General features: G+C 53.6%; 14 protein-coding genes. 11 read left to right on the top strand and 3 right to left on the bottom strand.

Features of this window, described 5'->3' with window-relative positions; all coding sequences use genetic code 11:
• The first annotated feature begins 171 nt into the window (after positions 1–171).
• The 4 genes from SAMA_RS07835 (at position 172) to SAMA_RS07820 (ending at position 8,064) form a co-directional block, all read left to right on the top strand.
• Positions 172–2,433: an aminotransferase class V-fold PLP-dependent enzyme gene (locus SAMA_RS07835; protein ID WP_011759621.1), complete on the top strand. Its 2,262-nt coding sequence runs from the start codon at positions 172–174 to the stop codon at positions 2,431–2,433.
• A gap of 201 nt (positions 2,434–2,634) precedes the next feature.
• Positions 2,635–3,714, top strand: coding sequence for a methyltransferase (locus SAMA_RS07830; protein ID WP_011759620.1), 1,080 nt, complete (start codon positions 2,635–2,637; stop codon positions 3,712–3,714).
• A gap of 103 nt (positions 3,715–3,817) precedes the next feature.
• Entirely contained in the window at positions 3,818–4,828 is a 1,011-nt protein-coding gene (locus SAMA_RS07825) for a TDT family transporter (RefSeq protein WP_011759619.1), read from the top strand.
• Positions 4,829–5,364: 536 nt separating this feature from the next.
• The gene (locus SAMA_RS07820) at positions 5,365–8,064 is read left to right on the top strand and encodes a TonB-dependent receptor plug domain-containing protein (protein ID WP_011759618.1); all 2,700 of its coding nucleotides are present in this window, start codon (positions 5,365–5,367) and stop codon (positions 8,062–8,064) included.
• A gap of 233 nt (positions 8,065–8,297) precedes the next feature.
• Here the strand turns inward: SAMA_RS07820 and yfcC are convergent, their stop codons facing one another.
• Complete coding sequence (gene yfcC, locus SAMA_RS07815; RefSeq protein ID WP_011759617.1) at positions 8,298–9,860, bottom strand: putative basic amino acid antiporter YfcC; 1,563 nt, start codon at positions 9,858–9,860, stop codon at positions 8,298–8,300.
• Between the two features lie 335 nt (positions 9,861–10,195).
• Here yfcC and SAMA_RS07810 point away from each other — a divergent pair, with 335 nt between their 5' ends.
• Positions 10,196–11,110 carry a LysR substrate-binding domain-containing protein gene (locus tag SAMA_RS07810; protein ID WP_011759616.1) on the top strand — a complete coding sequence of 305 codons (915 nt, stop codon included), beginning with the start codon at positions 10,196–10,198 and terminating at the stop codon, positions 11,108–11,110.
• Between the two features lie 6 nt (positions 11,111–11,116).
• Here the strand turns inward: SAMA_RS07810 and focA are convergent, their stop codons facing one another.
• Positions 11,117–12,760 carry a formate transporter FocA gene (gene focA / locus SAMA_RS07805; protein ID WP_011759615.1) on the bottom strand — a complete coding sequence of 548 codons (1,644 nt, stop codon included), beginning with the start codon at positions 12,758–12,760 and terminating at the stop codon, positions 11,117–11,119.
• Between the two features lie 857 nt (positions 12,761–13,617).
• On the opposite strand from focA, the gene SAMA_RS07800 reads away from it, so the two are divergent.
• From SAMA_RS07800 to pflA, 3 genes are all read left to right on the top strand, one after another.
• Positions 13,618–15,183, top strand: a complete 1,566-nt coding sequence (locus SAMA_RS07800; RefSeq protein WP_011759614.1) for a DUF3360 family protein — start codon at positions 13,618–13,620, stop codon at positions 15,181–15,183.
• A 395-nt stretch (positions 15,184–15,578) separates the two neighbouring features.
• Entirely contained in the window at positions 15,579–17,861 is a 2,283-nt protein-coding gene (pflB, locus tag SAMA_RS07795; protein WP_011759613.1) for a formate C-acetyltransferase, read from the top strand.
• Between the two features lie 87 nt (positions 17,862–17,948).
• Positions 17,949–18,689: a pyruvate formate lyase 1-activating protein gene (pflA, locus tag SAMA_RS07790; RefSeq protein WP_011759612.1), complete on the top strand. Its 741-nt coding sequence runs from the start codon at positions 17,949–17,951 to the stop codon at positions 18,687–18,689.
• A 57-nt stretch (positions 18,690–18,746) separates the two neighbouring features.
• Here pflA and yfbV read toward each other — a convergent pair whose 3' ends face one another.
• A complete protein-coding gene (gene yfbV, locus SAMA_RS07785) occupies positions 18,747–19,190 on the bottom strand; it encodes a terminus macrodomain insulation protein YfbV (RefSeq protein ID WP_011759611.1) in 444 nt (147 codons plus the stop codon).
• A 171-nt stretch (positions 19,191–19,361) separates the two neighbouring features.
• Between yfbV and ackA the strand changes: the two genes are divergently transcribed.
• From ackA to SAMA_RS07770, 3 genes are all read left to right on the top strand, one after another.
• Positions 19,362–20,561, top strand: coding sequence for an acetate kinase (ackA, locus tag SAMA_RS07780; RefSeq protein WP_011759610.1), 1,200 nt, complete (start codon positions 19,362–19,364; stop codon positions 20,559–20,561).
• Positions 20,562–20,652: 91 nt separating this feature from the next.
• A complete protein-coding gene (gene pta, locus SAMA_RS07775) occupies positions 20,653–22,791 on the top strand; it encodes a phosphate acetyltransferase (RefSeq protein ID WP_011759609.1) in 2,139 nt (712 codons plus the stop codon).
• A gap of 393 nt (positions 22,792–23,184) precedes the next feature.
• Positions 23,185–23,622, top strand: a complete 438-nt coding sequence (locus SAMA_RS07770) for a hypothetical protein (protein ID WP_011759608.1) — start codon at positions 23,185–23,187, stop codon at positions 23,620–23,622.
• The last annotated feature ends 482 nt before the right edge of the window (positions 23,623–24,104 follow it).

The following is a 24,104-nucleotide window of genomic DNA, read 5'->3' as shown; positions in this document are numbered from 1 at the left end:
CACTGTTTATCCCAATTGCAGGGCAGTTCGGCTGCCACAATGGTGCACTGGCGAGGCTTATACCAATTTCCATAAGCCATCTTGTCGTTACACTAAAAACTGCTAATATAATCCATCAGAATTTCATATAACCAATAATTATAACAATTCAACACGAGCACAGAAAAAGCCATGAGCCAGTCAAAGCCCTTGATCTATCTCGACGCCAACGCCACCACTCCCGTATTACCCGCCGCCGCCAAAGCCGCCATGGATGCCATGGAGCATATCTACGGGAATCCTTCCAGCAGCCATATCACGGGTCTTCAGGCCAAAGCCCTGATGGAACAAACCCGCGCCGCCGCCCGCAAACAGCTGGGTTCCGGCACAGGTAAACTGGTATTCACCAGCGGTGCAACCGAAGGCATTCAAACCGCTATTTTGTCGGCATTGGTGGCAGCCAGAGACACGGGCGTCCCTGCAGGCGCCTGCTTGCTGTATGGTGCCACCGAGCACAAGGCTGTCCCCGAATCCCTCAAACACTGGAACAAGGTACTTGGCATCAATGCCGATGTGTTGGCGATTCCCGTGGATACTCAAGGCCGGTTGGATATGGCTTTTATCCGCGACAAGGCCCCCAACGCGCTGCTTATCTGTACTATGGCCGTGAATAACGAGACCGGTGTGTATCAGGATTTGGATGCCCTTTCACGTTGCATCAGACAAGCCAATCCTACCGTTTTCTGGATGGTCGACTGTGTGCAGGCACTGGGAAAACTCGCTATCGATTTGGCCAGCAGCGGCATCGACTACGCGCCCTTCAGTGGCCATAAACTCTATGCCCCCAAAGGCATTGGCATGCTCTATATCCGCGACGGTGCGCCCTTTACCCCATTTATCGCCGGTGGTGGTCAGGAAGGTGGCTTGCGTTCAGGCACTGAAAACCTGCCGGCCATGGCAGCGCTCAAGGTCGTGCTGGATATGCTCAATGGTGATGCTCAAGAGCGCTTTGAGTCCAAGGAAACCCTCAAGGGCTATCGCCTCAAGCTGCTTGCGGCACTTGAGCAAGCCTTCGGTGAAGTGACGCTGAACCACAGCCTGGAAAACACGGTCCCTACCACCCTGAACTTTTCTATTGCGGGTTTTTCCAGCAAGGAAATCATGGATCTCTTTGATGCCGCCGGGCTCCGTGTCAGCTCAGGCTCTGCCTGCAGCTCTAAAGTCACCCGCAGTTTTGTGCTGGATGCCATGGGATTACCCCGTTGGCAGAGTGAATCGGCCATTCGCCTCTCATTTGGCCCGGCCATGACAGCGGCCGAACTGGAGGCAGCCTGCGAACGTATCGTGACTGCCGCGTCCTCCCTGACCCATTCCTGTCTACTCACCCGAGACTCCCGCAGCACCGACGCAGACCGCGAGCCGCTGCAAGGCCTGGTGCAGTTTAAAGACGATGGCGCCTGTTGCTGGGTATACACAGACAAAGATAGCCGTGAAACCCTGATAGTTGACCCGCTGCCAGCGCTGAAACACCGTTTACTCAATCTGGTGCGTTGCCAGGAACTCAAAGTCCTGGCAGTACTGGATACCCATGGCCATGGCGACCATCAGAGCATACGCAGCGAGCTCATCTGCGAGCTTGGGCTAACAGACGCTTGCGACCATCTGGGATGGCCTTTAAGCAGCAAAGGCCAGATGTGGCGTGGTGAACAGGTAAAGAGCCTGAGTGTCGGAAACAAGACATTGGTTTCACTGCCAAGCCCGGGTCACACAGACGACAGTCACAGCTTTATCATGCTGGATGATACACAGGCACCTCAATTTGCCTTTGTGGGCGATACTGTGTTGCCGGGCAGTATTGGCCGCAGCAACTTCCCATCCTCTTCCAGTGTGGCACTCTTTCATACCCTGAAGCGACTGCATAGCCTGTTGGGAGACCAGAGCCTGCTGCTGTCTTCCCATGACTATCACAACGATTTCTTCACCAATTTTGGCGTCGAACTCAAACAGTCCGCACTGCTTAACGACGTCCTTACCGGTGCCATGGATGAAGCCACCTTTGTTGCCCGTAAAGATGCCATGGATGCGACTCTCAAGGATGTGCAGGGTGAGACCATCATGTGCGGTGCCTATGGCCAGTGCCAACAGGCCAAAGGGGTGGAAGAGTATAGTGCTGACACTCTGGAGCAGTTGCTTCACAGCAATCCCGAAGCCCTGGTATTGGACATTCGTGAACCTCACGAGTATCAGCTATCCCATCGAGAGAGCCGCTGCGTTAACGTGCCCCTCACCCGCCTGGCGGGGTTTGTGGCGCGGGAGCCAGGAGCACGCAGTAAGCCTCTGGTATTGATTTGCCGCAGTGGCAGCCGCTCGCTGGTGGCAGCAAAGGCTCTTGAGCGTTTTGGTTTCAGCGCTGTTGCCCACGTGGCAGGGGGTTATGCCTTAAGTCAGTGCTGAGTGGGCCGATTGCCCTGATGGTAAGATAAACAGTAAAAAAGCGCCTGCGGGCGCTTTTTTACTTTTGGGGCATGAGCTACCGCCCACTGTTGCAATCAAGGACACCAAGGCCCGGGCTTTTTTACCCAAGCCTTGGCATAGATCATAAGTCCGGCCATTAAAGCCTGATACAAATAGCCTTTTTGAATTCAGGGCCGAGCTATGCCTTTCTATTCCCAGCCAAAAGCACTGCATGCATTCGATGCCAAATCTGAGGCGCAGAAAATCGCCTTTGCTCCCATCAGTTTCCAGGCCGCGCGCTGCTTGCTGCGCTTTGGGATCCTGGATGCCTTAGACCAGACAGGTGGCGCAAGTGCTGCGGACATACACCAGAAACTCCAGTTGGCTGGCGAGCCATTGTCCCTGTATGCGATAGGCGTCTTGCTGGACATGGGACTCAGTATGGGGCTGTTGTGGCACGAAAAAGACAAGTATCAACTGGACAAAACCGGCCATTTTTTACTGCACGATGGCATGAGCCGGACCAACCTCGAGTTTGTACATCATATTTGTTATCAGGGCATGTTTAAGCTGGAAGAGTCATTACTGAGCGGCACGCCTGCCGGACTGAGTCAGTTTGGCGATTGGGACACCCTGTATCCTGCACTTTCGTCCCTGCCCTTGGCGGCAAAAGAGAGCTGGTTTGCCTTCGACCACTTTTATTCAGACCATGCCTTCGACAGCCTGTTGCCTCTGGTATTGGCTGATAAGCCCGCGCATCTGGTCGATATCGGCGGCAACACCGGTAAATGGGCCAGAGCCTGCTGTAGTTATCAGCCAAACCTCAGGGTCACCATCATGGACTTACCCCAGCAACTTGCTCTGGCTAACGAGGCCTGCACGGCGGCAGGCTTTGCCGAGCGTATCCATTATCACCCGGTGGATTTACTGGATGAGGCGCCACGCTTTGTTAAAGGCGCAGATGTGTACTGGATGAGTCAGTTTCTCGATTGCTTCAGCGAGGCACAAATCCGTGCCGTGCTCAGCCACACCCGGGAGGCCATGGGCAGGGAGAGCCGTCTCTATATTCTGGAAACCTTCTGGGATAAGCAGCCCAATGAAACAGCCGCCTATTGTGTGAATGCCACCAGCCTGTACTTTACCGCCATCGCCAACGGCAACAGCCGAATGTACCACTCCAGTGTGTTTGAACGCCTCATCGCCGAGACCGGGCTCAGTATCAGCTGGCAAAAGCACAATATTGGCCTGGGCCATACCCTGCTCTGTTGTGAGATTAAATAATACTTACCGTATGATTAACAACATTCAAATATTATTACCATTACTCCCACCATAAACTGTTTTCACCGAGATACAGGAACTGACTGTTTATGAGGAGTGCGATATGAACCGGCAATCCATCGAAACCAACTCAACACAGGGTGTCTTTGAGTCGGGGCTGCATAAACGCCTCCATGCAGGCGCCGCCAAATTGCCCAGTCCACTGGGAGGTCTGGCGCTGGCCATTGCCAGTCTGGGCTGGACGCTGGAGAATATCCTTCCCTCAGCAAACGGCATGGCCCAGCTTGCGGGCAGCCTGGTGGGTTCCTTATTACTGATGGCCCTGACTATCAAGTTTATCCTCCACCCCAAAATCCTGGCCGAGGAGCTGGCCCATCCGGTATTGGGCAGTGTCATTCCCACCTATGCCATGGGATGGATGGTGGTGTCCCGCTGTCTTGGCAATTATGTTGCGGGTGCGGGCGAGATTCTGTGGTTGTTGGCCGTGGCCGCACACCTGGGATTTCTGGCTGCCTTTTGTATTCATCGCTGCCGTAACTTTTCTCTGGACAGCATGGTACCCAGCTGGTTTGTGCCCCCCATTGGCATCATAGTGGCGGCAGTAGCCTTTCCGCCCCATGGACCCAGAGTGCTGGCAGAAGCTCTGCTGTGGTTTGGCATGCTGGCCTACCTTGTCATGCTGCCAGTGATGCTTTACCGGCTTATCTTTCGCGCTGCAGTGCCCGAAGCAGCACAGCCAACCCTGGCCATTCTCGCCGCCCCGGCAAGCCTGTCTCTGGCCGGTTACCTGAGTCTTATCCCTGAACCTTCGGCGGTGATAATAGGGTTATTGCTGACCCTGGCAGTGCTGATGACCAGTATCATCTATCTTGCCTTCTTCCATTTGCTGCGGTTGCCCTTCAGCCCGGGATTCGCGGCCTTTACCTTCCCCATGGTCATTGGCGCCACAGCCCTGTACAAAACACACGATTGGCTCGCTGACCACGGCCATGTCGGCCAGTTGACTCTTGGGCTGTCACACCTGGCAAATCTTGAGCTGACTGTTGCGGCGGCAGTGGTGCTTTTTGTGAGCGCAAAATATCTGGCTTTCTATCTCAAGAAACACAAAAGTTAATATTTGAGCAGATTAATTCAATCAAATTTATTAACAACTGACCAAATGATATTTGTTAACAAATAAGGAATATTTCAAATATTCCGTGGTAGCGCCGACAAAATATACAGAATAGCACCCCTTATATACTTGAAAAAATCTCTCTTTTTGCAGGATTTTTGTTCTTACACATTTTTTTAATTATGACAATTTGTTACTTTTCATTGCGATTTAAAGGAAATTTCACCAGCATAAAAACACCAATAACACCGCAATGAAACCTTTTTAAAATAATAAAAAACGTTTTATTAACACCTGAAACCATTTAAACCAAAAACAACGTTAGAAAAACGCCACCTTGTTTTATTTCTGTTACTTTTTAGTGTATTTTTTGGTTTATATTCATAAACTTCTAATACTTTAGCCCTGTGTTGCACATGTAAATTCGGTGTGGTTATATCTCCAGCCAGACGAATTTCGATCACGGATTTAATTAATTTGTATCGGGATATCGTCCTATAAAAAGCAAAACACATTTAAGTGTCAGGGAGATTATCATGCTCGTTAACAACACTCTGGCCAAAGCGGTACGCTTTGCGCTGATCGGTGGTGCTGCTTCTGTAGCTATCACCAGCGCTGCCGCCTTTGCCGAAGAAGCCGATGGTGCAAAAGTAGAACGCATCGAGGTAACAGGTTCACGTATTAAGCGTACCGATCTGGAATCAGCAACGCCTGTTACCGTTCTCAGCTCTGAAGAAATGGCCAAGCAAGGTTTCACCACTATTCAGGACGCTCTGGAAAGCCTGACTTCTACCACAGGCGCCATGACCACTCAGTCTGTGCACGGCTTTACCCCAGCCGCTTCTTCCATCAGCCTGCGTGGCGCCGGTGCCAGCCGCACTCTGACGCTGATCAACGGTAAGCGTCTGAACCAGTATCCAAAGCCAGCCGGCGGTACTGACAACTTTGTTGACACTGCCAACCTGCCAATGGAAGCCGTAGCCCGTATCGAAGTTCTGCAATCCGGTGCGTCTGCCGTATACGGTGCTGACGCCGTAGGTGGTGTGGTTAACATCATCCTGAAGGACGATTTCGAAGGCGTTGCCCTGAAATACCGTCACGGAGACACCACTGAAGGTGGCGGCGGTTCAGATCGTATCGCCCTGTCTCTGGGTGCCTCTTCTGACCGTGGTAACGTGTCTACCTTCATCGAATTCACCGATAACGAGCGTCTGAGAGCCTCTGACCGTGAAGTATTCGGTCTGCACACAGACAAAGTGCCTTACAGCGAATACTCTGCCTACAGCTCTTACGGTGCCCGTATCGCCGGTGGTCCTAAAGGCAACACCTTTGTCGGCAGCATCCCAATGGAGCGCTGTATTGCTGAAGGTTACCTGTGGGTAGCCGAGAAGAACCTCTGTGGTTTCGACCGTTCACAATGGCGCGATCTGGCACCGGAAAGCAGCCGTTTCATCAGCTCAACCAACTTCACCTATGAGCTGTCTGACGACCTGTCTTTCGTTGGTCGTATGGATTATGCCAAGGCCCAATCCACTACCAATATCGAGCCTATGGGTATCGATAACTACACAGTGACTGTAGCCGGTGACCAAGTCACTCTGGGTGTTGACCTGGATCCAAGCCTGACCAAGACCTTCAACAAGACCACTGGTCTGGGTGGCGACTTTGCTGCGGCTCCCGATGGCGAATACTACTATGTTCGTCGTCTGCACGAATTCAGTAACCGCAGCGGTGAAACCAACACCCAAAACTTCTTCTTTACCGCTGGTCTGGAAGGTGTGATTGCAGACAGCTACAACTGGGATGCCTCTGTAAACTACGGCCGCACTGAACTGGATATCTACAGCTCAGGCTACGCCACCGTAGGCGGCATGTTCAGCTACCTGTCACAGGGTGAGAACGGCGTTTCTGCCCTCAAACCTATGACTGCAGCTGAAGTAGCCAGCGTGGCTTACTCTCCATTCGAGCGCGCTCAGTCTACCCAGAAAAACGTACAGGCCAACATCTCCGGTACTGCGTTTGAACTGCCAGCCGGTGACGCTGACTTCGCTTTCGGTGCTGAATACACCAAGCAAGACTACGAAACTGACACAGATTCTGAGTCCAAGAAAGGTAACATCCTGAGCCGCGGCGGTTCATCAGGTGCCGGTGAGCGTTCTTACTGGGCTACTTACCTGGAAATGCGCATGCCAGTTCTGGAAGATCTGGTGGTAGATGCCGCAGTACGTTATGACCGCTACTCCGACTTTGGCGGCAACCTGACTCCTCAGGTAGCCATTGAGTACCGTCCAATGGACGAACTGCTGGTACGTGGTACCATCGGTAAGGTATTCCGCGCCCCTGACATGCACCGTGTATACGGTGATGCCACCAAGGGCTTCGCCACTGTAATCGACTTCAAGAAGTGTCAGGAACTGGGCGGTTCTCCAGGTAAGACACATCCTGATGCCACCATCAATACCGTGTGTAACGAACTGCACATCGACTCCACCACAGGTGCCAACAAGGACCTGAAGGCTGAAGAAGGCTACACTGCTAACATCGGCGCGGTATGGGGCGGTGAGAGCCTGAACGCCTCTATCGACGTGTGGGAATGGAAACTGGATGACATGGTGAGCGATATCAGCGCCAGCAAAGCTGCCCGCGAATACGAGACCTATGCCAGCATGATCACCCGTGACGAGACTGGTACCATCACTCACATCAACGCCGTTGCCCAGAACCTGGCTTACCAGAAAGTTCGCGGTATCGACGTGACTGCCGGTTACGGTTGGGATATCAACGAGTTCGGTGAACTGAAACTGAACTTCAACGGTTCTTACCTGCTGAAGTCTGAAGGCCAGACCGATCCTACCGCTGCTGTAGATGACGATCTGGACGATGGCGGCCTGCCACAGTACCGTGCCAACATGGTGCTGAGCTGGTTCATCGAAGACTTCGAAACCACTTTGGGTGCCTACCACACTGCACGCATGCACGGTTCTTCTTACAAGTCATTCAAGTCTGACAGCCCAGACTTCAACGAAAGCGATTATGAAGTGGCTTCTCAGACCAAGTGGAACCTGACTGCCGGTTATAACATCACCGACGGTATCAAGGTTAAGGCCGGTGTTGTGAACCTGTTCAACGTAGGTCCTAACTTCGACCCAACTGACACCTCTTGGCCACACTACCCACGTTCCGTGTACAACGCACGTGGTCGTGAGTGGTTCGTAGAAGGCGAAGTGAAGTTCTAATGGACGCAGAGTCCTGAATAAAAACGGCACCCCAGGGTGCCGTTTTTTTATGTGCTGTTATGATCTAAATGCCTGACAGTGCGCTATTTAATGGCGTCTATTCGTTGTTACTAGGCTCAAAGGGTTTCAGAAACAAGGCCTGTAATTTAACGGCAGGCTTTACATCACCCGCCGCCAGTCGCCAGTCGCCAGTCGCCAGTCGCCAGTCAACAGAGCTAAGCTGCGTTTTCCCATCAGTTGAAGCCGAGGAAATGCGCCCCAATCACCATCACGCTGGCGGCAATCAACAGTAACAACATAAAGCGCCAGATAAATTTCACCCAGGCGCTGAACTCAACCCGGCACACACCCAGGGTTGCCATCAAAGACGCCGATGTGGGCACCAACACATTGGTAAAACCGTCACCCAATTGAAACGCCAGCACCGCCACCTGACGGCTCACGCCAACGATATCGGCGAGCGGCGCCATCAGAGGCATAGTCAGCGCTGCCTGACCAGAACCTGAGGTCACAAAGAAGTTGAACACCGATTGAAACAGCAACATAAACCAGGCCGACAGCGCATCGGGCAAATGGCCAATAAAGCCGCCTGCCGCTGAGAGAATGCTGTTGAGCACCGAAGGCTCGGTTGGGCCGCCCTTGCCAAGCAAAATCAAAATACCGGCGGCACTTCCCACCAACAAACAGGGCTCCAGCATGGTGGCTGCACCATCTTTGAAGGCCTTGGCCATGCCATTGAGAGTGAGTCCGTTTAAGTTAAACATCACCGCAATCAAACCGGCGACAAGCCCCATGGTAAAAAACTGGCTGGCAATCTCGGGAATAAACCAATGTTTGGCTACCACGCCCCAAATCACCCACACCATGGTGGCAATTATGGTCGCAAGCACTAAATAATCACCCAGATTAAACCGGCTGTTGCCTGCAGGGTTTTGGTCGTCACTTCCCTGCTGGACCTGCCTGAAATGGGCGTCGGTGGCATAGCTGTATGACAGCGCTGGCGCGGCCTTGATTTTACGGGCGTACAGCATGGTAAAGGCAATACCCAGCAAGGTAAAACCTATCCACATGGGAATACGTACAGCTGCACCCGAGAGCACGGGGATACCGGCAATCCCCTGGGCAATGGCCACACTGAAAGGATTCATCCAACTGGCACCGAAGCCCACCTGGGTGGCCACATAGGTCACCATCACAGTGGTGATGCCATCGTAGCCAAGACGTATCATCAGCGGGCAGATAATGATGGCAAAGGCAATGGCCTCTTCCCCCATACCGAACACGGCACCGCCGAGAGAAAACAGGCTAAAGAGCACGGGAATAAACACAAACTCCCGCCCCTGGGTGTGGTGAATAAGCCGCAATATACCGTTATCTATGGTGCCTGTGGCCATCACCACCCCAAAGGAGCCACCAATCACCAGCATAAACATGATAACGCCAACGGCGCTGCCCCATTTATCGCCGGATACCAGGCCTTCAAACATATAGTTGAAGAAGCCTTTACCCTGTGGGTCGAAGGCGGGAACCGGTGCCAATTTGGGCTCACCCTGTTCATCAAGGTCATAGCGGAACGAGTCGGGATCCACCACCTGACGGGTTTTCTCCACCCCGTCCTGCACAAAGGTCACTGTCTGGGTATCGAAAGACCCCACAGGCACCAAATAGGTCATGAGTGCAGCAAAAAGCGCCACAAAAAATATGATCACCAGGGTGTCCGGCATCACCCAGGTACACGTCCGGGGCGATGGCGCAATGGCGGTGGCACCCGAAGAAGGATCAGGTCTGGTCGTCATCTTTTGTACTTATCCAGTTAATCATCCACGAAAACATGACATATTCGTGAATGCGTTGAAACGAAAGGCGCTGACTATACCCCAAAAGCCTTTAACTGTCCTTAACACCGCCCACATCAACCATGCTCAACCTTTTTTATATGATTGAATAAAAAGCATAAATATCAAACCACATCACATTTTCCTGCTCATTGATAAAAGCGCCACAGTCCTTCCCCCGCCCAAACTGTGCGCCGGGCAACAGAATTCAAAAACTCTGCCATTGGCCATTTAAGGCAAGGCCACGCGCCTTATAGAATGACAGGCAACCATCAATTCCTCTGATAGCTGCTGTCATGAAATACACCCTCAAACAAATGTCGGTTTTTGATGCTGTCGCCAGTCTCGAAAGTGTGTCCGGCGCGGCCCGTAAACTGTCCATGACCCAGTCCGCCGTCAGTATGTCGCTGCAGCAGCTGGAAAGCTTGCTCGGCAGGCCGCTCTTTATCCGTCAGGGAAACCGATTGATGTTGAGCCATTGGGGACACTGGCTCAGACCCCGCGCCCGCAAGCTACTCGCCGATGCCCAGCAAATCGCCATGGGGCTGCACGATCAGCACCTCCTATCCGGCAGTTTATCCATGGGGGCCAGCCAAACCGCGGCGGAACACCTGCTTGGGGATCTCATCAGCCGCCTTGATAGCGACTTTCCACAAATCCATATTGAGCTGATGGTCGAAAACACCGAAAACGTCATCACGGCGGTGCAGGAATATGAGGTGGACTTTGGCATCATCGAAGGGCGCAGCGACGATGCCCATTTGGTGTTGGAGCCCTGGCTTGATGATCATCTTGTGGTGATTGCCGCGCCCCACCATCCCTACGGCAAGTATGGCAATGTCAGCCTGTCACAGCTGGAGCAAGCTAAATGGGTACTGCGGGAGCAAGGCGCCGGCACCCGCCGCATTTTCGATGCCGCCATCCATGGCAATCTCGACAGATTAAACGTATGGCGGGAGTACGAGCAGGTACCTGTCCTGAAGGCGTTGGTAAAAAATGGTCCCTACCTCAGTGCACTGCCCTATCTGGATGTGGAGCGGGATGTGGCCGCCGGGCAACTCATTATCCTGTCAACGCCCAAACTGAACATGAAGCGCCAGTTGTCTTTCGTATGGCGCGCCGATGCCACTGAAAACCCGCTGCGTGACTGTGTGATTTCGGAAGCAAAAAGGCTCGCGCGCCACAGGCACACGAGCCAGGAGAAGATCTGAAAGGGATTATGCGGGCAGCTTTTCTCTGACACTTTGCAGCAATCGCAGCAAGGCATCACGGTGAATAATTCCCTTAAGCACCCCGGCTTCCACCACAGGCAAGGTTGCGGGACTTGCTGCCACGGCGCCCCGCAGACGCTCTTCATAGGCCTGATAGCCCGTCCCCAGCCAATGCCCTTCACCTGTCACCGGAAAGAGCCGCTGCCTGTCTACCACCCAGTATTCCAGTACTGTCAAAAGCGGCTCATCGGCAGCGACTGTATGCAGTACTTTTTGCATCATGTCCCCCACCCGGTAGCTGCCATTGGCGGCAAACTCTTCCGCCCACAGGCCCCGCATGGCGTCCTGGGGGGCGAGCATTCCCACAAGGCGGCCACCGTCGGCCACCACAGGACAGGACACGCCGTCCGCACTTTCCATCAGTGCCAACGACTGCCACAGGTTCATATCCGGCGTTAAGGTAACTGCAGGCTCCAGCAAGGCAGCAACGGTAAGGGTAGTCAGGTGTTTATTCATCATGGTTTGCTCCAAAGATAAGGGTGACGCTGCCGCAGGATGAAGCGCATCGGGCAGTGGTGTCAGACAAGGTGAACTGGGTGTGGGGGTAAAATGCGTGTTCGCGAACCGGCTTGCCTGCGTGAAATAGCGGCGGTCTGTAGGCGCACCTTCGCCAACTGGTAAGTGGGCTTCAGTGGTTACCAAACTCAGGCCGGCCCCAAAATTTGCAGGGGCAGCAGAGACAGCTTGCGCCGAGCGCTCTCCCAACCTGTGCACGCCCAGGAGCCCCATCCCCACCAGCACAGCACCGCCAACGATGTTGCCGAGGGTGACGGGCAGCAGATTCAGTTGCAGCATGTTGGCGGGTGTCAACTCAGCAAGCCGCGCCGGCTCAATGCCATGGGTGAGCAGGAACGTATCCGGGATGTGCTGAGCCAGCATGCCGGCAAGAGGCAGCAAAAACAGGTTGGCAATGCTGTGCTCAAAGCCGCTGCTGACAAAAAGCGCCACCGGCAGCATCAGGAGCAGCGCCCGGGTACCCGGGTTAGTACTGAGAAAACTGAGCCACACCCCAAGGCACACCAAAAAGTTACAGAGTACCCCCAGGAAAAACGCCTCCCACCACCCGTGGTGCAGCTTGTGAAGGGCCGTGGATATCAGATTTACTCCCCACAGCCCACCATCGAGTTGCCACACACCCGCAAGCAGCACCAAGGCGGCCAGACTCAGTGCCCCCAGGGCGTTGCCACAATACACGCACAGCCAGCTTTTAAGCAGGGTCGATAACCGGGCGGAACCCTGAGCCCAGGGGATGGCGGTCAGCACTGTGCCCGTAAAAAGCTCCATCCCCAGCAGCACCACCAACATCAACCCCAAACTGAAGGCGAGTGCACCGGCAAGACGCACCATGCCCCATGGAGCACCGGCGCTGCCGGTGGTCACCGTCAGGTAAAAGACAAACCCCAGACCGATGAAAATCCCTGCATACACGGCCTCGGCAAACCGTTGCCGCTGCCCCTTGGCAAGCTTCTTTCGGCTTGCATAACAGATGTCGGCCATCAGGCCGCCTTCGCGTGTCTCGGGCGGCGTCGCCCCCTTGGTCGAGCGCGACTGCGCCAACGGCGTTTTACGCTGGTGAAGATGAGTTGGCATATCCGGCACCCATATCGATAAAAAGTTTCTGTACCAACAGCTTGGCTGCTGCATTGCGCCAAATGTAGCAAGCAGACACCATGAGAAATATCGAATACTTTTGATGCCGGGTATCAGTTTTTCTTATAGAAAAAGATTGAAAGCGACTGTTTGAGCCAGGCTGAGTGTCTATCAGATCTCGTGCCAGTCGCCACAGTCACAAAAATCACAGAAATAAATACAAGTAATTGAAAGTGAATTTAAAAACGTTAATTTCGGATTCCCAATTGCACCCGATGTCAGCACTGGGTCATGCGCCATCCCGGACGTATGAGCCACCTCGCAGTGAAACAATCAAGTCATGCAGGGATGAAGCGCCCGGAATAATCACACCAAAACCTGTGGGTTGAGCCTTGGGTGCAAATGGGTAGCCATAAGGCTGAACGCTGCGCAAGATAGTTGATACCCGGGTTAAAAGCCGCTTTTCTTCTCTGCGCCGCCCATGGGGCTAGACCTGGCTGCGGGTATTGCACCCACAAATCACCTCCCCTACGCAATTATTGTGCCCCTGCGCAATAGACTGCATAGCCCAACATCCAGCTATGTTAGCTGTGTCGCAAATCCGTCATCAGGGTGCTTCAGAAAGATTGATAGTTGATGAGAGGCTATAACGGCTGTGGTAACATTTTTAACAGGTAAATTGGTATGACCAATTTGAGCAGATTTTAGGACCCCGGGTTTGGGGTGGTAAAACAGACACATTTTTACCATCAAAACCGTTTCTGACAGGCTTTTTACGACAGTAACTGGCCAGAGCAACAAGGATGCTTTCAAAGCTGGTCAAGCAGGCTCAACACGCTGTTGTTTTGGGGATTAACATGTCAGAAACAGCATATCAACCTGAGGCCATCGGCCTCACCGAGACCGACACGGCCACCGGCAATGACGCGGAAAAAAGCTACCGCGAGCTGCATCGTCCTGCGTCGGAGTTTTCATCCCGTGAAGCCTATCTGGATCATGAACTGAAAATCATGAAACCCAGACGTTGGGCCCTAAACCTGCCCGGTCGTGACTTTAACTTTGAATGGGAAGATTTGGTTCCCGCCATTGCCGGCACCATCGGCATTACCGTGATGTATTCTGCCGTCATGGCGGCCTGGGCTGCGGGTCTCACCGAGCGCTGGGACCACATTAACCTTGGCGCCGACTTCATCATCTCTGTGGTGCGGGTCGAAATGCTCATTCCCGCCCTGCTGTTCTGTATCATCAGCTCCGGCTTTATCAATCCCCGCGCCAACCTTGGTGGTAACCACGGTCCCATGATCCCGCTTATCGGCGCCATCGCGCTGGCCGGTGCTCACCCACTGGCACTGGCGATTCTGCTGGGGGTATTTGGTCTCTTGCTGTCTTTCTTTAAAGGGGGATCGCGGCTGGTAAATCTCACCAGTAGCGGGGTGGCTGGCGGCCTATTGGTGTTCCTCGGCTTTATGGGGGCAAAGAGCCAGATTGAATCCTTATTCAGCTGGGCGGGTGGCCTTGAAGCCAAGCACGCGCTGGATTACTCCTTAGGCTATGTCGCCTTCTTTATTCTGCTCGCCAACGTGGTGATCTACGCCCTGCTGGCCAAACTGGGCAAGCGCTGGCTGGCCATTCCACTGTGCTCCATCGCCGCTATTGTGATGGCCTTTGCTCTTGGCGCCGGACTGGATCTTAAATTCACCACAGCCCCCGGCTTGCCCAACCTGAACCCTGTGTACTGGTGGGGCTCTACCGAAACAGGCTGGCAGCTTGGCCTGCCCAATATGCAGCACTTTATTGCATCACTGCCCTTTGCCATTCTGGCGGTTGCCATGTGGTCTCCCGACTTCCTCGGCCACCGAATTTTCCAGGAGCTGAACTATCCCAAGGGTGCGGAAAAAGTACTGATGGACGTGGATGACACCATGACCACCTGCTCACTGCGCCAAATGGTAGGAACTGCTGTGGGCGGCGGTAACATCACGTCAAGCTGGGGTACCTATATGATCCCGGCCGCTATCGCCAAGCGCCCTATTCCTGCCGGTGCCATTTTGCTGGGCAGCCTGTGTATTATCGTGGCGATTGTAGGTTATCCGATGGATCTGACCACCTGGCGCCCAGTGATGTCCATTGCCTTGCTGGTGGGTGTATTCCTGCCACTGCTTGAAGCAGGGTTGCAGATGGTGAAAGACAACCAGAGCAGCCAGGCCGCCGGGATCTGTATATTCGGTTCATTCGTGGCTAACCCTGTGCTTGCCTGGGCGCTGACCATGCTTTTGGACAATAACGGCCTGATTGGTGACAAAGAGCGTGCCGCCAACCTCTCATTTGTCGACCGGGTCGTAATTCCCGGACTCGCCTTCGTTATCTGTCTCGCCGCCATGCTGGCCGTGGGCATGATTGAAGGAATTCCAGCACTGCTGTAACACACATGCATAAGAGAAAAAGGGGCAAATATGCCCCTTTTTCTTATTGTGCTTTCACGCTCTTGAGCGCTATCTAATAGGCGAAGCAAGGTGAATTTCAGCGTTATCTGATGCCAACTTGTCCATGACGGTTAAAAACTGCTAACTCGGTAACAAATTTCGCATTAATCGCCTTAATCTCGAACGCTTTTGGATGCGACCCCATGGGCCTTATGTTAATATGCAAGTGGACAATTGGTCTTACCAATTAAATTAGAGATTGGTAAGACGTTCACGGAATCCACCGGAAAGTCTTCCGGGGTCCTGGCTTCATCAGGGGATGTTTCGCCGGGATGTAAAAAGACTCGCAAGGGGAAACATCCCCAACCCTTTTCTCAAATAGAAGGTGAAGTACGATGACCGATAAAACTGAGCTGTTCCAAACCGCGTGGGAAGGATTCGTTCCCGGTGATTGGAAGTCCGACGTCAATGTACGTGACTTTATTCAGACCAACTACACCCCTTATGAAGGTGACGACAGCTTCCTGGCCGGCCCCACCGCCGCTACCAACGCCCTGTGGGCCAAGGTGATGGAAGGTATCAAGGAAGAAAACCGCACCCACGCGCCGCTGGACTTTGATACCGACAAGGTATCGACCATCACTTCCCACGATGCCGGTTATATCGAAAAAGAGCTGGAAACCATTGTTGGTCTGCAAACCGATGCGCCACTCAAGCGCGCCATGCTGCCAAACGGCGGTATCCGTATGGTGGAAAGCTCCTGCGCCGCCTACAACCGTGAACTGAATGCCGACATCAAGTATGTGTATTCTGAGCTGCGCAAGACCCACAACCAGGGCGTATTCGACATCTATACCCCGGAAATCCTTGCCTGCCGTAAATCCGGCGTGCTGACCGGCCTGCCCGATGCCTATGGCCGTGGCCGTATCATTGGTGACTACCGCCGCGTGGCCCTGTACGGTATCGATTACCTGATGGCCGATAAACTGAAGCAATTCACCTCGCTGCAATCCCGTTTTGAAGAAGGTGAAGATCTGCAGGCCACCATGCAGCTACGCGAAGAAATCGCCGAGCAGCACCGCGCTCTGGCCCAGATGAAGAAAATGGCCGCGAAATACGGCTACGACATTTCTGGCCCCGCCAAAAACGCCCAGGAAGCCATTCAGTGGACCTACTTTGGCTACCTTGCTGCGGTGAAGAGCCAAAACGGTGCCGCCATGTCCCTTGGCCGTACTTCCAGCTTTATCGACATCTACATTGAGCGTGACCTGAAAAACGGTACTCTGACCGAAGAGCAGGCGCAGGAGATGATTGACCATTTCGTGATGAAGCTGCGCATGGTGCGCTTCCTGCGTACCCCTGAGTACGATGAACTGTTCTCCGGCGACCCAATCTGGGCCACCGAATCAATCGGCGGTATGGGTCTTGATGGCCGTACTCTGGTGACCAAGTCCAGCTTCCGCTTCCTGCATACCCTGTACAACATGGGCCCAAGCCCAGAGCCAAACATCACTGTGCTCTGGTCTGAAAAGCTGCCAGAAAACTTCAAAACCTTCTGTGCCAAGGTGTCCATCGACACCAGCTCCATCCAGTACGAAAACGATGACCTGATGCGTCCGGACTTCGAGTCTGACGACTATGCCATCGCCTGCTGCGTCAGCCCCATGGTGGTGGGTAAGCACATGCAGTTCTTCGGTGCCCGTGCCAACCTCGCCAAGACCATGCTGTATGCCATCAACGGTGGCGTAGACGAAAAGCTGAAAGTGCAGATAGGTCCTAAATCTGAGCCTATCACCAGCGAGTACCTGGACTATGACGATGTCATGAGTCGTCTGGATAACCTGATGGAGTGGCTGGCGACCCAGTATGTCTCTGCGCTGAACGCCATTCACTTTATGCACGACAAGTATTCTTACGAAGCCGCGCTGATGGCGCTGCACGACCGCGACGTGCGCCGCACCATGGCCTGTGGTATCGCCGGTCTGTCCATTGCTGCCGACTCCCTGTCTGCCATCAAGTACGCCAAGGTGAAGCCGGTACGCGACGAGCACGGCATCGCCGTTGACTTCGAAATTGAGGGTGACTATCCCAAGTTCGGTAACAACGATGCCCGCGTGGATGATATCGCCTGTATGCTGGTTGAAGGCTTTATGGCCAAAATTCGCAACAAGAAGATGTACCGCAACGCCATCCCAACCCAGTCTATCCTGACCATCACCTCTAACGTGGTGTACGGCAAGAAGACAGGTAACACCCCCGATGGCCGCCGCGCCGGAGCACCTTTCGCCCCGGGTGCCAACCCAATGCACGGCCGTGATGAGAAAGGCGCCATCGCCTCACTCACTTCCGTGGCCAAGCTGCCCTTTGCCCACGCACAGGATGGTATTTCTTACACCTTCTCTATCGTTCCCAATGCTCTGGGTAAAGATGAAAAGGCCCGTGAGCGTAACCTGGCAGCCCTGATGGACGGTTATTTCCGCCACAGTGAAGGCCGTGAAGGTGGCCAACACCTGAACGTGAACGTGATGAACCGTGAAATGCTTGAGGATGCCATCGCAAACCCTGACAAGTATCCACAGCTCACCATCCGTGTATCCGGTTATGCAGTGCGCTTCAACTCACTGACACCAGAGCAACAGCAGGATGTGATCACCCGCACCTTTACTCAAGGTTTGTAATTCAGGCGCTGGTAATTCATCGGTCGCTAAAGGACAATTGTGGCTTGCCACAATTGTCCTCAGTTTCAGCCAACCCCAGGAGTTTCAATGACAGTCACAGGCAGGGTTCATTCAGTGGAATCCTTCGGCACAGTGGACGGTCCCGGCATCAGGTTTATCACCTTTATGCAGGGTTGTCTGATGCGCTGCCAATACTGCCATAACCGTGATACCTGGGATTTGGATGGCGGCAAGGAAATGCAGGTCGATGAGCTGATGAGTCAAATCCTCAGCTATCGGCCTTTTTTGGATGCCAGCGGCGGCGGTGTCACTGCCAGTGGCGGTGAGGCCATATTGCAGGCCGAATTTGTGGCCGACCTGTTCAAGGCCTGCCGCGCCGAAGGCATTCATACCTGTCTGGATACCAATGGTTTCGTGCGAAAATACACGCCCGCCATTGATGTACTCTTAGACAACACCGATCTGGTGCTCTTGGATATCAAACACATAGATGATGCCAAACATCAGGATTTAACCAAGGTCAGCAATCATCGCACCCTGCAGTTTGCCGAATACCTCGCCAAACGCGACCAGAAAACCTGGATCCGTTACGTGGTAGTCGCGGGCTTTACCGAAGATGTAGAAAGTGCTGAAAAACTGGCTGATTTTATCGCCCCCATGGGCAACGTGGAAAAGGTGGAACTGCTGCCCTACCACGAGCTGGGCAAGCACAAGTGGGAAGCCATGGGTGAGGATTATCCGCTCAAGGGTGTTCATCCCCCCACCGCCGACACCATGGAAGCCATCAAGGCCGTGTTTACCCGCCGCGGACTGACCGCGACTTATTAAGACTGTTACCGCGGAATACTCGCAGTTAAAAAGGTGCTCGTTGAGCCGGAATGATGCTCAAAGCTCGTCCCAGTAACTTGCATCGAGTCGGTCGAAGGCTATCTTCAAGAGATTGGCCATATCGAGGTAGCAGGCCTTGGCGCCGAGGGGAATATAAGCCACACCTATGGCTTGCAGACGTTCCTGCACTTGGTTGCCAAAGCTTAACAGAGACAATGGCAAAGGATGACGGGCGCGCTGCCCAAGCCACAGGATGCCCTGGAGTGGCAGACTGAAGAAAAACAGGCCAATGGCAATCGCCTGAGGCAAAAATGCCCAGCCATGGAGATAAATTTGGCTGGCTGCCGCCAAGAGTGCGAAAGGCGGCATAAAACGTATGGCGAGGGACGTTGCCTTAACGACGCGATATTCCGGGAAAAAATACCCCAGAGGTTTCGCCATCGGCCAGGCCTTCATATAACGATGGCCATCGCGCAGGGTGGAAAACAGCTGAAATTTCATCAACCCGGGAACCTATGGACAACACAGACTGCTTTAACCTTAGCACAAAGGCAGTCGGCTTCCCAAGCGTGGCTCAGGGAAGCAGATGAGAAGTTTTAATGGCCTGCCCGCCAGGCAAAGTCGCCGGAGCAAGACCCGGCCAACTATTTCATGACGCAAGAAGGTTTTATCATGTCCAATACTTTGGTTCTGGTACTCAACTGTGGCAGTTCTTCACTGAAGTTTGCCATTCTGGACGCCACCAATGGCGACGAAAAAATTTCCGGTTTGGCCGAGTGCTTTGGTCTGGAAAATGCCCGCATCAAGTGGAAATTACGCGGCGAGAAACACGAAGCCAGTTTGGGCGCCTTCAGCGCTCACCGCGAAGCGGTGGAATACATAGTCAACAAAATTCTGGTGAATGAGCCTGAACTGAAAGGCCAACTTATCGCCATTGGCCACCGTATCGTGCACGGCGGAGAAAAGTTCACCCACTCCGTCATTATCGATGATGCCGTACTCAAGGGTATCGAAGACTGTGCCTCGCTGGCGCCACTCCATAACCCTGCGCACCTTATCGGTATTCGTGCGGCCCAGGCCTCTTTCCCGTCGCTGCCTCAAGTTGCCGTGTTCGATACCGCCTTCCACCAGAGTATGCCAGACCGGGCCTATATCTATGCCCTGCCCTACAAGCTCTATCGTGAGCACGGTATCCGCCGCTACGGCATGCACGGTACCAGCCACTTGTTCGTAAGCCGTGAAGCCGCCAAGGCCCTAGGCAAAGACGTGAACGACACCAATGTGATTTGTGCCCATCTGGGTAACGGTGCCTCTGTAACGGCAGTGAAAGGCGGCAAGAGTGTAGACACCTCTATGGGTCTGACCCCGCTGGAAGGTCTGGTAATGGGAACTCGCTGTGGCGATCTGGATCCCTCCATCATCTACCACCTGGTGCATCAGCTGGGTTACACCCTGGATGAAGTGAACAACCTGATGAACAAACAGAGTGGTTTGCTCGGTATTTCTGAGCTCACCAACGATTGTCGCGGTATCGAAGAAGGCTACGCCGAAGGCCACAAGGGTGCGACTCTGGCATTGGAGATCTTCTGCTACCGTCTGGCCAAATACATCGCCTCCTATACAGTGCCACTGGGCCGTCTGGATGCCATCGTATTCACCGGCGGCATCGGCGAAAACTCTGACCTTATCCGTGAAAAGGTTTTGAATCTGCTTGAAATCTTTAAGTTTGAAGTTGACAGCGAGCGCAATAAGGCAGCCCGCTTCGGTAACCAGGGCGTGATTACCAAAGAGGGCAGTCCCATTGCCATGGTGATCCCCACCAACGAAGAGTGGGTCATCGCCGAAGACTCGCTGCGTCTGGTTAACAAATAAGGCGCCCGCCGCCCCGGGACTCCCGCGGGCGGATTTGCATTAAAAGCATCTGATGGCCCGACCATCAAAGCAACACCCTAAGAGGTACTTTATGTCCCGCAACATCATGTTGGTTCCCATTGGTACAGGCGTTGGCCTCACCTCTCTGAGCCTGGGTATGGTGCGCGCACTGGAACGCCATGGCGTAAAAGTGCAGTTTTTCAAGCCCATCAGCCAGCAGCGCCCTGCCGATTCAGGCCCTGAACGCTCAACCACTATCCTGTCCAAGTCGCCCACGGTGAACCCGTTGGAGCCCTTTGACATGCAGCACGCCGAGTCGCTTATCCGTACCGACCAGACCGATGTGCTGATGGAGCAAATCATTGCCCGCGCCAGCGAAATTGCAGCCAACACCGAGACGCTTATCATCGAAGGTTTGGTGCCAACCCGCAGCCACTCCTTCTCCGATGACGTGAACTACGCTATCGCCAAGGCATTGGATGCGGACGTGATTTTCATTGCCACCCCGGGTAACGACACCCCGAACGCGCTGATGAACCGTTTGGAAATTGCCTACAACAGCTGGGGCGGCGCCAAGAACAAACGCCTGATTGGCGCCGTGATCAACAAGATTGGTGCACCTGTGGATGACGAAGGCCGCACCCGACCTGACTTGTCTGAAGTGTTCGACCATCAGGACATCCAGAAAGGTGATGCCACGGCCATGTTCCAGCTGCCAGGCAAGAGCAAGCTGCGTATTCTGGGCAGTGTGCCTTACAATCTGGATCTGGTGTCTCCCCGCGCATCAGACCTTGCCAAGCACTTGCATGCACGCATCCTCAATGCCGGTGAAATGAACACCCGTCGCCTGCGTAAAGTGACCTTCTGTGCCCGCTCCATTCCCAACATGCTGAGTCACTTCCGTACCGACTCGCTGCTGGTGACCTCGGGCGACCGCTCCGATGTGATTGTGGCAGCCTGCCTTGCGGCGATGAATGGCGTGAAGATTGGCGCGCTGCTGCTTACCGGCTCCTACGAGCCAGAGCCGGAAGTACTGAAGCTGTGCGAACAGGCATTCGAGACCGGTCTGCCGGTGTTTATGATAGACACCAACACCTGGCAAACCTCACTCAATATTCAGCGCTTTAACCACGAAGTGCCCGTGGACGATGCAGTGCGAATTGAGCTGGTGCAGGAATATGTGGCAAGCCACATCGACCAGAGCTGGATTGAAAGCGTGACCGAAAACTCGCCACGCGAACACCGCCTGTCGCCACCGGCCTTCCGCTACAAGCTTACTGAGCTGGCCCGCGCCGCCAAAAAGTGCATCGTACTGCCTGAAGGCGACGAGCCACGCACCATCAAGGCCGCCAGCATCTGTGCCGAGCGCGGCATCGCCCGCTGTGTACTGCTGGGTAAGAAAGACGATATTTTACGTATTGCCGCAGCACAGGATGTGGTGCTCGGTGAAGGTGTGGAAATTCTCGACCCAGAGGATATTCGCGAGCAATATGTTGAGCCCATGCTCAACCTGCGTCGCCACAAAGGACTTACCGAAGTGGTTGCCCGTGAGCAACTGGAAGACAACATGGTACTGGCGACCATGATGCTGGCCGAAGATGAAGTGGACGGCATAGTATCAGGCGCGGTAAACACCACCGCCAATACCATTCGTCCACCGCTGCAGCTGATTAAAACCGCCCCCGGCTCAAGCCTGGTATCCTCAATCTTCTTTATGCTGATGCCGGATCAGGTGCTGGTATACGGTGACTGCGCCATTAACCCGGATCCGAACGCCGAGCAACTGGCCGATATCGCCATTCAGTCGGCAGAGTCTGCCAAGGCCTTCGGCATTGAGCCCCGTGTCGCCATGATAAGCTACTCAACCGGTAACTCGGGCACGGGCTCCGATGTGGACAAGGTTCGCGAAGCTACTCGCATTGCCAAAGAGAAACGCCCCGATCTGGTTATCGATGGCCCGCTGCAGTATGACGCGGCCGTGATGCCAAACGTGGCCCGGTCCAAGGCACCCGACAGCCCTGTGGCCGGTAAGGCTACCGTGTTTGTGTTCCCCGATCTCAACACGGGTAACACCACCTATAAAGCCGTACAGCGAAGCGCTGAGCTTATCAGTATTGGCCCTATGCTGCAGGGCATGAGAAAGCCGGTGAACGACCTGTCCCGCGGCGCCTTGGTAGACGATATCGTCTACACCATCGCCCTGACCGCTATTCAGGCGACGCAGCAGTAGTAAGCCTGCAACCCATAATAAAAACGCCGTCTATTGATGGCGTTTTTTTATGGCTCGCCAATTGACGGCATATGCGATCCACCGGCATTAGAGGGATCAGGCAAGGGATCTTCCGCGTGGGGAATAGGGAAATGAAGGCGTAGAAAAGTCGACCAAAAAACGTCGAACAAACAAGCGACAATTTTTTAGCCAACTGTCAAAATACTGCGCTGGCAACCACTTAAGATAAATATCCTCATTCTTCAATCCACAGATTCTGTGGATAAGATGCCGAGCACAGCTTTACAGATATGACAGTTTTTGTTGCTGATCGCAAGAGATCAAATCCATCCCTTGTACTGAAAGCTGAAATTTCTGATACTTAGGGTGTTAATCATCAGTCAGCAGGTACCCATGCGCGCATTTTTGTTGGTCGTGTTTTTCATTCTTGCAGGTTGCAACGAATCCGTTGAAAGCGCCACAAGCCCAAATCTGACACCGGAGCAGGTTAGCCTCGGCTTTTTCAGTGCCATCTACGTTAACCGCGATGTGGCGGAGGCCAAACGCTTTGTGGACGCCCCCATGCAGGAAGTGCTCGGTCACTACCATATTGCCGCCTCGGTGCAGCGGCATATGCTGAACCTGTCAATGACGGATGTGGAGTTGGAAATCGAAGAAATCGATATCGACTTTTTTCGCAAATTCACCGACGACGTCACAGTCAAGGTCAAGATAAAGGGGCTCAAAGGTGGCCAGCCCTGGCTGGATGACAGAACGGTAAGACTGAACAAGCGCGGAAAAAACTGGGTCATTGTTGAGATAATGACCGAAAAACGCGCCGCAAATGGCTGATATTTCAATGCCCATGAAAAAGGCCACCCGAAGGTGGCCTTTTTACTGATTATTATTTTTTTAGGTCTGCATGTCCCGGGACATGGAGGATTCTCAATCCAAAAACGCTTCTTCGTCCTTTTCCAAGGGCAAAGACTCAATCACTTCATCCTGCACCTGATAATACGCGTTTTCGTACTCATGAATTTCCATAACGGACTCCAGCTTTGGTGTGGGTACTGAGGTTCTGTCTATTCTTTGCAGACATGAACTCGTTGTAATCCTTGTCTGAGGGCTGACAGCGCCAACTCTGTGTACATCCCCAAGGAGTTTCTTACCGTTGAAGACGCCTTGTCCAGGGGTATCGCGAGTGGCTCGATTACGGGGCGCAGTATACCAACTCAAAACCAAGAATTACAGTTTACTTTCACTTTTGTTTCCGTTTTTTGGTTAAAAACCTTAATAATGCGCTCAAAAAGTCACCAATCAGTAGCCCGGACTGA

This window comes from Shewanella amazonensis SB2B (assembly GCF_000015245.1).
GTDB lineage: Bacteria > Pseudomonadota > Gammaproteobacteria > Enterobacterales > Shewanellaceae > Shewanella > Shewanella amazonensis.
The sequence above is the reverse complement of the archived record's forward strand: the minus strand, read 5'-3'. Positions and strand labels throughout refer to the sequence as shown.